The organism is Amycolatopsis sp. NPDC051071 (assembly GCF_040682875.1).
Taxonomy (GTDB): domain Bacteria; phylum Actinomycetota; class Actinomycetes; order Mycobacteriales; family Pseudonocardiaceae; genus Amycolatopsis.
Genome location: NZ_JBFBBY010000235.1, coordinates 1 through 9,452, shown reverse-complemented (window position 1 = coordinate 9,452; position 9,452 = coordinate 1). Strand labels below are relative to the sequence as shown.

The window sequence follows — 9,452 nt, the reverse complement described above, 5'->3', positions numbered from 1 at the left end:
TCCCCGTCACCGAAACCGTGAGAGCGATGAAGACCGACGAACAGCTCGACCCCGGGGGACCCCTCATGACACACGCGAGGGAAGCACTAAGGCCGCGACTGCGAACGCACGGCTTCGAAGACCTCGTCGTCCCACCGGTGCGTCCGGATGAGGCGGTACCGTTCGCAAGCCACCCACAGGTAGGCCTCGGCCTCGGTGCGGTCGCCGATCATGTCCGCCTGCCGCAGCATCTCGGTCACCGGCAGGAACTCCTCATCGAACCATCGCTGCGCCAGCGTCTGCCGGTCCGAGTAGCGGCCTTCGTCCTGCATCAGCCGGAAACCCCACGCCTCCACATGTTCCCCGAGCCGCGCGTAGTCCCACGGGTCGGTGAACACGACCGAAGCCCGCGCGTGCCCGGAAAGCGGGACGCGTTCCAGGAACAGCCGCCGGTAGTCCTTGACGATCAGGTCGCCCCGGTACCGGATCCCGCTCGGGTCCAGTTTGGTCCGGACCTCGGTGACCATCGCCTCTATTGTGGACAGTGCCATCGCGTACGCCACCGAAACCCGGTGGTGACCGTCGATGATGAAATGCAATTCGCCGATCCGGTACACCTCGATCAGCGGGATCGATTCGCCGCGCCTGGTCGCGAGCGCCAGTCGTTCCCAGCGTTCGCGGACCCGGCCGGACGTCGGCCGGAAGCGGCGGTCGAAGTCGCGGCCCCGGTCGACGCTGCCGACGATCGAATCGAGCCGGATCACCCGCGGCCCGATCTTCCGTTCGCCGAGATAGCCCAGCGCGTCGACCACCTCATGGAACGGCAGCATGATGTTGACGTCGTCGGGTTCGCCGCGCAGCCAGTTCGCCAGCCGCGACAATACCTGGCGACGTCGGGCTCGGAGAAAGTCGTGTTCCGCGTCAGCCCTGGGAAATCCGGTGTCCTTCATAGCGCGAACTCCATGATCCGGTGCCCGACCACGTTGCGTACCGTGGTTCCGCCGACCACCCGGTCCGGCACGGGTTCACCGTGCGGGTGGATATGCCCGTGCAGCAACCATTTCGGTCGCAGCAACTCGATCGTGCGATGCAGACAGTCGAACCCGCGGTGCGGCGGGTCCTCGCGGTCGCCGCAGTGCCGCGGCGGCGCGTGGGTGAGCAGGACGTCGACGTCCCGTCCGTCCCGCCAGCGGCGGAACCGCGCCCGGCGCACCAGCCGCCTGGCACGCCGCGCCTGCTGCCGTTGCGTCCATTGGTTGGGGCCGTCGTTGTAGCGCACCGAACCGCCGAGCCCGGCGAACCGGAGCCCGCCGACGTCGACGATCCGGCCGTCCGCGTTCACCGCGCCCGCCGGCCCCGGCCACACCGCCGGAAAACCGTCCTTCAGGGACAGTCCCCCGTAACGGGTGTAGCCGGACAGATCGGGATCGTGGTTACCCGGGACGAACACGCAAGGCACGTCGAGCGCGCCTGCCAGGAACTCCAGATACGCGTACGGCAGGTCGCCCGCGCCGATGACGAGGTCGGCCGGGTGGTTGTGGACCGCGGAGGTCCACAACCGCTCTTCGACCTCGTCCGCGACGACCAGTGCCTTCATAGGCCCCAGCGTAAGGCCAACGGCGCTACTTGACCCCGTGCGCGAACGCGGGGTCCTTCGCGATGATCGCGATCACGATGCACAGCCAGACGAAACAGAAGGCGAGCGCCCAGAACTTGAGGTTGGTCAGGATCCTTGGCATGAGGGAACTCCAGAACTACCGAAGGGGGAAGAAAGGTCAGAGCCAGCGGTTCTTCCGGAATATTCGGTAGAGCAGGATGCAGACGCCGAAGATGATCGTCATCGCCATCGGGTAGCCGAAGCGCCAGTGCAGCTCCGGCATGTAGTCGAAGTTCATCCCGTAGATGCCGGCGAGTGCCGTCGGGACCGCGATGATCGCCGCCCACGCGGTGATCTTGCGCATGTCGGTGTTCTGCTGGAGCGTGATCTTCGCCAGTGTCGCGTCCACCAGGGTGGTCAGCAGTTCGTCGAAGTTCGCGACGCGCTCCGCGACCGTGGTGAGGTGGTCGGAGACGTCGCGGAAGTACGAACGGACCTCGTCCGGGATCAGCCGCGTGTAGCCCTCGGCGAGGCGCTGCAGCGGTGTCCCCAGCGGCATGACCGCGCGCCGCAGTTCCAGCACCTCGCGCTTCATGAAGTAGATCTGCTCGGCGCTCACCTTGGAGCGCGGCGCGAAGACGTGCGTCTCCATTTCGTCGATGTCCGATTCGATCGCCGTGGTGACGTCGAGGTAGTGGTCGACGACGTGGTCCGCGATCGCGTGCAGCACCGCGGACGGCCCGAGGTCGAGCCGTTCCGGGTCCTGGTCGAGTTCGCGGCGCAGCCGGGCCAGCCCCGAGTGGTTCCCGTGCCGCACGGTGATCACGAAGTCGCGGCCGAGGAACGCCATCAGCTCGCCGGTCTCGACGATCTCGTTCGCCGTCGCGGGCGACTCGTGTTCGACGTAGCGGACCGTCTTCAGCACCATGAACAGCGTGTCGTCGTAGCGTTCGAGCTTGGGCCGCTGATGCGCTTCGAGCGCGTCCTCGACGGCCAGTTCATGCAGGCCGAAGGTGTCCGCGATGCCCTGGATCTGCACCGCGTCCGGTTCGTGCAGCCCGATCCAGACGAACCCCGCGTGCCGCTTGCGCACCTCTTTGATGGCCTCGGAATGCGACCAGCGGCCGGGCAGGCGTTTGCCCTCCACATACACCGCGCAGTCGACAACGTACGCCGAAAGGGGGACGGGGAGCGGGCGTTCGGGGACGCTCTTGGCGCGGCCGTTGCTCCGGCCGCGAAGGCCGCCGAGCGAGGGAATGGCAGGCATGGGATCTCCTGGGCAGACGTCGTGCGTTGTGCGCGAAGACGACGGGCCAAGCGGTCGGGGGGCCGCTCGGCTAGGCCAGCGTTCCCGGTTTCGTCAGCCCTGCCAGGTGGGGATCCGGCGAGACGAGAGGGCGGAAACGCTGCGACTACTAGGAAGCGGACTATCGCCACTGGACATCGGGTTCCTCACCTCCTTGACTCGGCGGACGGTTACGCAGTGGTGTGGGTCGCGTTGACGACCTGACACCAATGGTCGAGGGTACTCCTCAACACGAAAGCCTGTCGTTCCAGGCTCACGCCGCGTTACTCGTGCAGGAGGACTGGGTGCAGTTCGGTCGCTATTACGAAGAGTTCGAGGTCGGCGCGGTCTACAAGCACTGGCCGGGCAAAACGGTCACCGAGTACGATGACCACCTGTTCTGCCTGATCACCATGAACCACCATCCACTGCACCTCGACGCGCACTACGCCGGGGAGACCACCGATTTCGGCAAGAACGTCGTGGTCGGTAACTACGTGTATTCGCTGCTGCTGGGGATGTCGGTACCCGACGTGTCCGGCAAGGCGATCGCGAACCTCGAGGTCGAATCGCTGAAACACGTGAAGCCGACCTTCCACGGTGACACCATCTACGGCGAGACCGAGGTGCTGGACAAGACGCCGTCGAAGTCGAAGGACGATCGTGGCGTCGTCTACGTCGAGACTCGTGGTTACAAGCAGGACGGCACGATCGTGTGTGTGTTCCGTCGCAAGGTGATGGTGCCGAAGCGGTCCTACGGTGACTCCAGGGGCGGTGAACAGCCCGGCCGTCCCGTGCCGCACGAATAACGGCTGTCACGTACGGAAGAGGAGCGCGTCGATGCCCATCGGGCTGGATGAGATCAAGAGCCGCCTGCGGAAGTTCGCGACGGTCGAGGCGGCCGGGGTTTCGCCGCTGTACGAGCACCTGGCGTCGAAGTCGGCCGAGGACGACGACGTCGCCGGGCTGCTGACCGGCGCACGCGGTGGTGAAGCACGCGGTCCGCTGCTCATGGCGACCGCGCACCGGCTCATCCAGGCCGACCCCATCCATCCGCTCTCGCGGTACTACCCGTCCGTCGGCGGGTTCGACGGGGTGGACTCGGAGACCTGGCCGCTGTTCCGCTCGTTCCTGCTGGAGCGGGCGGACCGGGCCATGGCGATCATCTCTTCGCGGTACACGCAGACCAACGAGGTCCGCCGGGCCGCGCTGCTCTACCCCGCGGTCACGGCGGCGGCGAAGGAAGCAGGCGGCAAGATCTCGCTGCTGGAGGTCGGCTGCAGTGCCGGGCTGCTGCTCGGGCTGGACAAGTTCGCCTACCGGTACCAATGCGACGGCGGCGAGCAGCTCACCGCCGGCCCCGCGAAGGCCGCGGTGGGCCTGCACTGCGCGCTCGACCTCGCACCCGGTGCCGTCACGCCGAAGGTGCCGAAGAAGCTGACGGTCACCGCCCGCGCCGGGCTCGACCGCGCGCCGGTGGACCTGGGCGACGAGGATGAATTGGCCTGGCTCGAAGCCTGCGTCTGGGCCGACCAGCCGGACCGGATCCGGCTACTGCGTACCGCCGCGGCCGCACAGGGCAAGCAGCGGCCGGAGCTGATCACCGGTGACGCCGTCGACGATCTCGCCTCGGCGGCCGCCACGCTGCCCGCCGCCGTACCCCTGGTCGTGCTGACCAGCCACGTACTGGCGTATTTGGGGGACCGGCGGGCGGACTTCCTCGACGAGCTGCGGAAACTCGCGGGGGAGCGGCCGTTGTGGTGGGTCAGCGAGGAGTTCTACGGCGCCGCGCTGGAGCCTTTGCTGCCGGGGCGCGCCGAGCTGGCCGACACGAACGGCGGAACCGCCGTGCTCGGGCTCGTCCGCTGGGAAGGTGGCGCGCCGGACGTGCGCGCGCTGGCCAGGACGGCACCGCACGGCCAGCGGATGACCTGGCTCCCGGTTTAGCTTTTCCGCGCTTCAGAAGATGTCGGGAATGCGTCCGGCAGGATAATTCCCATCTCTTGGACGCTTTATCTCCACGTCATTTGCCGAATCGGGCTCGGCATTTGTCATGTCGACGAGACATCCCCGGTCGGCAACACTCCCCAATCGCGGAGAGTGACGAACAGGAGTTCGGCGAGCCGGCCCTGTTTGTCGAGTTCGATCAACGTTCCGGCGTCGATCCACCGCGCGTCGTCGGCGTCGTCCCCGGCACGGAGAGTGCCGCCAATGACCGTGCAGGCGTAGTCGTGGATGTCGTACGGGCCGCGGCGGGCGCGGCCGACCACTGTGCCCGGTATCACGTCGAGGCCGGTCTCTTCCCGCATTTCGCGGATCACGGCCACTTCGTCCGTTTCGCCGGGTTCGACACGGCCGCCGGGAACCGACCAGGTTCCCCGTCCGGGTTCATTCGCGCGCCGGATCAGCAAAAGCCGCCCTTGTTCGTCATGGACGATCCCGCCGACGCAGCGGACGGTGCTGTTCGAAACGGTGGTCATTCCCGAATGGTAGACGCGGGCTTCCTGACAATGGCTGTCCTGTACACGGAGAGTAGCCGTACGGTACACTTCGACTCGCCCACTGACCCAAGCGCGGGACTTACCTCCCGCGCGGGTGGCCGGTGCGGTACAAAATGAATAGTCAGTATCCGCAGTCAGTCGCCGTAAGAGACAGGATTGATCGCTGTGAACGCGAAAAAGCTACTCACTTTCGCAGGAATCGCGTTGGTGCTGTTCTTCGTGATCGCGCAGCCTGGTCAGGCCGCGGGCCTCGTGGGAAACATCATCGGGTTCCTGCGTTCCTCGGCCGAATCAGTGATCACCTTCGTCAGCAACGTCTTCAGCTAGCGGAGGAGCGGATACTCTATCGGTATGTTCGCCCCACGCGATCCAGACGAGTATCTCCTCGACACCGAGCGACGGGTCATCCGGATCCGCCGGCACTGGGCTGTGCTGTTGTGGGACACCTTCGAGACGGCCGCGTTGCTGGCCATCTGCGTCCTGGTGTCCTACCTCTTGCCGCCCGCGGCGTGGGTGGTCCAGAACATCCTTTGGTACGCCGCGCTGCTCGTCATCCTGCGCTTCGCGTACGTGGTGATGGAGTGGTGGGTCGAGCGGCTGGTCGTCACGGACAAACGGTTCGTGATGACCACCGGCGTCTACACCACCAAGGTGCTGATGATGCCGATCACCAAGGTCACCGACCTCACCTACGAACGTTCGGCGTGGGGCCGGATGTGGGGTTACGGGACGATGGTGGTCGAGTCCGCCGGTCAGATCCAGGCGTTGAACCGCATCGATTACCTGCCTCGGCCGGAAGAGTTCTACGACACGATCTCCGAGCTCGTCTTCGGCGACAAGCAGAAGCAGGCCGAGCGCTTTTCGATGATCAAGGCTCAGCGTGCCGCGCGTGGCAAGAAGAAGGTCGGTTAGCCCAGACCAGATCCCACTCCAAGGTGACCACTCTGAGGTGACCCACTCTGAGGTGACCCACTCTGAGGTGACCCACTCTGAGGTGACCCACTCTGAGGTGACCCACTCTGAGGTGACCCACTCTGAGGTGACCCACTCTGAGGTGACCCAGGTCTTTTGATCTTTTGGAGTCGCGCGCCTTTTGGCCGCCAGGCCTCAGGGGCGCGATGGCAGGGCGCCCTTACCGCGATGGAGACGCAGGGCACCTAGGCGCGCCCTGGCAGCGCGGCCCTGATCAGCGCGATAGACAATACAGTCGATGCGTATCGACCTGCACGCCCACTCCACCGCCTCCGACGGCACCGACAGCCCCGCCGGGCTGATCGCCGCCGCCGCGAAGGCGGGCCTCGATGTCGTCGCGATCACCGATCACGACACCACGGCCGGCTGGGCCCCGGCCGCCGAGGCGCTCCCACCAGGGCTTTCCCTGGTCCCCGGCGCCGAGCTGTCCACGCTCTCCGTCGATCCGGAGACCGGGCGGCAGGTCAGCGTCCACCTGCTCGCGTATCTCTTCGATCCGGCGTCGGTCGCGCTCGTCGCCGAGCAGACCCGGCTGCGGTCGGAGCGCCGGTGGCGGTTGCGTGTGATGGCCGAGCGGATGGCTGCCGACGGGCTGCCGGTCGATCCCGACGAGATCATGTCGCTGCTGCCGGAGGACGGTTCGGCCGGGCGGCCGCATCTGGCGCAAGCACTGGTGCGCGCCGGCGTCGTCTCGTCGGTGAACGAGGCCTTCGGGAGCTACCTCGGCAACGGGAGCGGATATTTCGTGGCGCGGCAGGACACTCTCGTGGAGACGGCGATCGACATGATCGCGGAAGCGGGTGGGGTGACCGTGATCGCGCATCCCTTCGCCTACACGCGTGGCGCGACCATCACCGTCGACGTGCTCGCCAAACTGGCGGAGCACGGCCTCACCGGTGTCGAGGTCGATCACCCGAACCACGACGAGGAGACCCGGGGCCGGCTGCACGGGCTGGCGGGGGAGCTGGGCCTCGTGCGGACCGGGTCGAGCGACTACCACGGCACGAACAAAACCATCGAACTCGGCGACGAGACCACCGACCCGCGCGCGCTCGAAGAGCTCGTCTCGCGGTCGACCGGGTACGGGGTCGTGTCCCGGTGACGATCACGGACTTCTTTGACGCGCGCCTGTTCATGAGCGCGACGATCACGCTGATCGTCATCATGGACCCGCCCGGCACGGTGCCGGTGTTCCTCAGCCTGACCGGCCGGAAATCGGTGGCGCTGCGTGCCAAGGCCGCGCGGCAGGCAGTACTGGTCTCGCTGCTGGTGATCTCGCTGTTCGCCGTCGCCGGACAGGCGATCCTTTCGTATCTCGGCATCGGCATCCCAGCGCTGCAGGGCGCGGGCGGGCTGTTGCTGCTGCTGATCGCGTTGCAGCTGCTGACCGGGAAGACCGGCGGTGAGTCCGAGGCGGCCGGTGACGACGTCAACGTCGCGCTCGTGCCGCTCGGGACGCCACTGCTCGCCGGACCTGGCGCGATCGCCGCGACCATCGTCTTCGTGCGTCAGGCCGATGGGCACGCCGGCGCGTACGTGGCTCTCGCGCTTTCGATCGTGACGGTGCACTTCGTGCTGTACCTGTGCATGCGGTACTCGGGTGTGGTCATCCGGCTGATCAAGGAAAGCGGGATCACGCTGCTGGCGAAGATCGCCGGCCTGCTGCTGGCCGCGATCGCCGTCGAGCTGGTGGCGAACTCGGTGAAGGGCTTCATTGCGGGCACGTGAGGCGCCGGGGCAAAAGTGATAGCAAAGGTCCCTTGCTCCCTTCCTGGGGCTCCCCTCGGAAAGTGTCGGTGGGGGTGCGTAGCGTTGCGGGCGGGGTGATCCGATGGAGCAGATTGGTTTCGACTTCGGCGTCGAAGCGCCGCGCAAGCTGACGAAAGTCTCGCCCGCGCGCCTTGCCACGTTCGAAGACTGCCCGCGCCGTTACCGCATGTCGTACCTCGACCGCCCGTCCCCGGCCCGCACCGGGGCGTGGGCGCACAGCACGCTGGGCGCGGTGGTACACAACGCTTTGCGGGCGTTGTTCGACCTGCCGGTGATCAAACGCGTGCCGCAGCGCGCGATGGCGCTCGTCGCCGAGCACTGGAAGGACGCCGGGTTCGAAGACACCGACCAAGCCGCCAGGTATCGAGCCCGCGCCAAGGCGTGGGTCGCGGAGTACGTCGAACACAACGACGTCAGCGTCGAGCCGGTAGGGCTGGAGCGCTGGGTTTCGGCGCCCGTCACTCTCGAGCCGGGCAGCGGCCCCAGTCTCATCATCGAGGGCCGGGCCGACCGCATCGATCAGCGCGGCCGGGAACTGGTGATCATCGACTACAAGACCGGCCGTCGTGAGCCGGACGAGTACGAAGCGCGCTCTTCGCAGGCCTTGGCGCTGTACGCGGTCGCAGCCGCCAGGACGTTGCGTACGCCGTGCTACCAAGTCGAGTTGCACCACGTGCCTACGGGCACCATCGCGGCCGCCGAACACACCGAACAAAGCCTGAAACGACATCTCCAGCGCGCAGACGAGACCGCCGGGGATCTGCGGCTGGCAACGGATACCCTGAACGCGGGCGGCGACGAGGACGTGTTGTTCCCGGCCCGCCCTGGCCGCCGTTGCTCGTGGTGCGATTTCCGGCCCAGCTGCGCCGCAGGCCAGGAGGCCGGGCCCGCGATTCAGTCGTGGGAGTTGCTGGCGCCCTGAATTCCTGAGACCCGACGATTGGACAGGCGAGGACGTGTCATCACCGGACACCGAAGAACTCGCGACAGTGCCGCCGCCGGAGGATCCCCCGGCACGTGGGCGCGGACGGTTCTGGCGCGGGCTGACCGGTTCACTCGCGGCCGGGATGGTCGTGCTGGCGTCGTGCGTCCTCGTGATCGCCGTGATCTGCCTGTTCACCGACGCACCCGGGCCGGGACCGCTGATGCTCATCGGGCATCCGATCGCGGCGGTGGTCGCCCTGCTGGCTCAGCGGGTCGCCGACACGCGCAACGGCCGTGTCGCGGGCTTCGCGGGTCTCTGTGTCGTCGTGAGCGTGACCGCTGCTTTGAGTCTCTTCTGGTGGAGCTGAGCCTCAGCTCGAGGGCAAGTACATGAAGGCCCCCTTCCTTGCGCCTAGCGCAAGGA

12 protein-coding genes are annotated in these 9,452 nt (G+C 66.9%); 8 read left to right on the top strand and 4 right to left on the bottom strand.

Going from position 1 to position 9,452, the window contains the following annotated elements; translation table 11 throughout:
- Positions 1–86 precede the first annotated feature (86 nt).
- The 3 genes from AB0M65_RS38305 to corA all read right to left on the bottom strand — a co-directional run bounded on the left by AB0M65_RS38305 (position 87) and on the right by corA (position 2,843).
- Complete coding sequence (locus AB0M65_RS38305) at positions 87–929, bottom strand: chromosome partitioning protein ParB (protein ID WP_364039630.1); 843 nt, start codon at positions 927–929, stop codon at positions 87–89.
- Positions 926–1,576, bottom strand: a complete 651-nt coding sequence (locus AB0M65_RS38300) for a metallophosphoesterase (RefSeq protein ID WP_364039627.1) — start codon at positions 1,574–1,576, stop codon at positions 926–928. The genes AB0M65_RS38305 and AB0M65_RS38300 overlap by 4 nt, the downstream gene beginning before the upstream one ends.
- Positions 1,577–1,754: 178 nt before the next feature.
- Positions 1,755–2,843, bottom strand: a complete 1,089-nt coding sequence (gene corA, locus AB0M65_RS38295) for a magnesium/cobalt transporter CorA (RefSeq protein WP_364039624.1) — start codon at positions 2,841–2,843, stop codon at positions 1,755–1,757.
- Between the two features lie 248 nt (positions 2,844–3,091).
- Here corA and AB0M65_RS38290 point away from each other — a divergent pair, with 248 nt between their 5' ends.
- On the top strand, positions 3,092–3,670 hold the full coding sequence (locus AB0M65_RS38290) for a MaoC family dehydratase (protein ID WP_364039621.1): 579 nt from the start codon (positions 3,092–3,094) through the stop codon (positions 3,668–3,670).
- 31 nt (positions 3,671–3,701) lie between these two features.
- Entirely contained in the window at positions 3,702–4,808 is a 1,107-nt protein-coding gene (locus tag AB0M65_RS38285) for a DUF2332 domain-containing protein (RefSeq protein WP_364039618.1), read from the top strand.
- A gap of 104 nt (positions 4,809–4,912) precedes the next feature.
- Here the strand turns inward: AB0M65_RS38285 and AB0M65_RS38280 are convergent, their stop codons facing one another.
- Positions 4,913–5,341 carry an NUDIX domain-containing protein gene (locus AB0M65_RS38280; protein WP_364039615.1) on the bottom strand — a complete coding sequence of 143 codons (429 nt, stop codon included), beginning with the start codon at positions 5,339–5,341 and terminating at the stop codon, positions 4,913–4,915.
- A 186-nt stretch (positions 5,342–5,527) separates the two neighbouring features.
- On the opposite strand from AB0M65_RS38280, the gene AB0M65_RS38275 reads away from it, so the two are divergent.
- From AB0M65_RS38275 to AB0M65_RS38250, 6 genes are all read left to right on the top strand, one after another.
- Positions 5,528–5,689, top strand: coding sequence for a hypothetical protein (locus AB0M65_RS38275; RefSeq protein WP_167336154.1), 162 nt, complete (start codon positions 5,528–5,530; stop codon positions 5,687–5,689).
- 24 nt (positions 5,690–5,713) lie between these two features.
- The gene (locus AB0M65_RS38270) at positions 5,714–6,274 is read left to right on the top strand and encodes a PH domain-containing protein (RefSeq protein ID WP_364039611.1); all 561 of its coding nucleotides are present in this window, start codon (positions 5,714–5,716) and stop codon (positions 6,272–6,274) included.
- A 298-nt stretch (positions 6,275–6,572) separates the two neighbouring features.
- A complete protein-coding gene (locus tag AB0M65_RS38265; protein WP_364039608.1) occupies positions 6,573–7,436 on the top strand; it encodes a PHP domain-containing protein in 864 nt (287 codons plus the stop codon).
- A complete protein-coding gene (locus AB0M65_RS38260; RefSeq protein ID WP_364039605.1) occupies positions 7,433–8,062 on the top strand; it encodes a MarC family protein in 630 nt (209 codons plus the stop codon). The genes AB0M65_RS38265 and AB0M65_RS38260 overlap by 4 nt, the downstream gene beginning before the upstream one ends.
- Positions 8,063–8,165: 103 nt before the next feature.
- The gene (locus tag AB0M65_RS38255) at positions 8,166–9,026 is read left to right on the top strand and encodes a PD-(D/E)XK nuclease family protein (protein WP_364039602.1); all 861 of its coding nucleotides are present in this window, start codon (positions 8,166–8,168) and stop codon (positions 9,024–9,026) included.
- A gap of 34 nt (positions 9,027–9,060) precedes the next feature.
- On the top strand, positions 9,061–9,396 hold the full coding sequence (locus AB0M65_RS38250) for a hypothetical protein (protein ID WP_364039599.1): 336 nt from the start codon (positions 9,061–9,063) through the stop codon (positions 9,394–9,396).
- Positions 9,397–9,452: the final 56 nt, after the last annotated feature.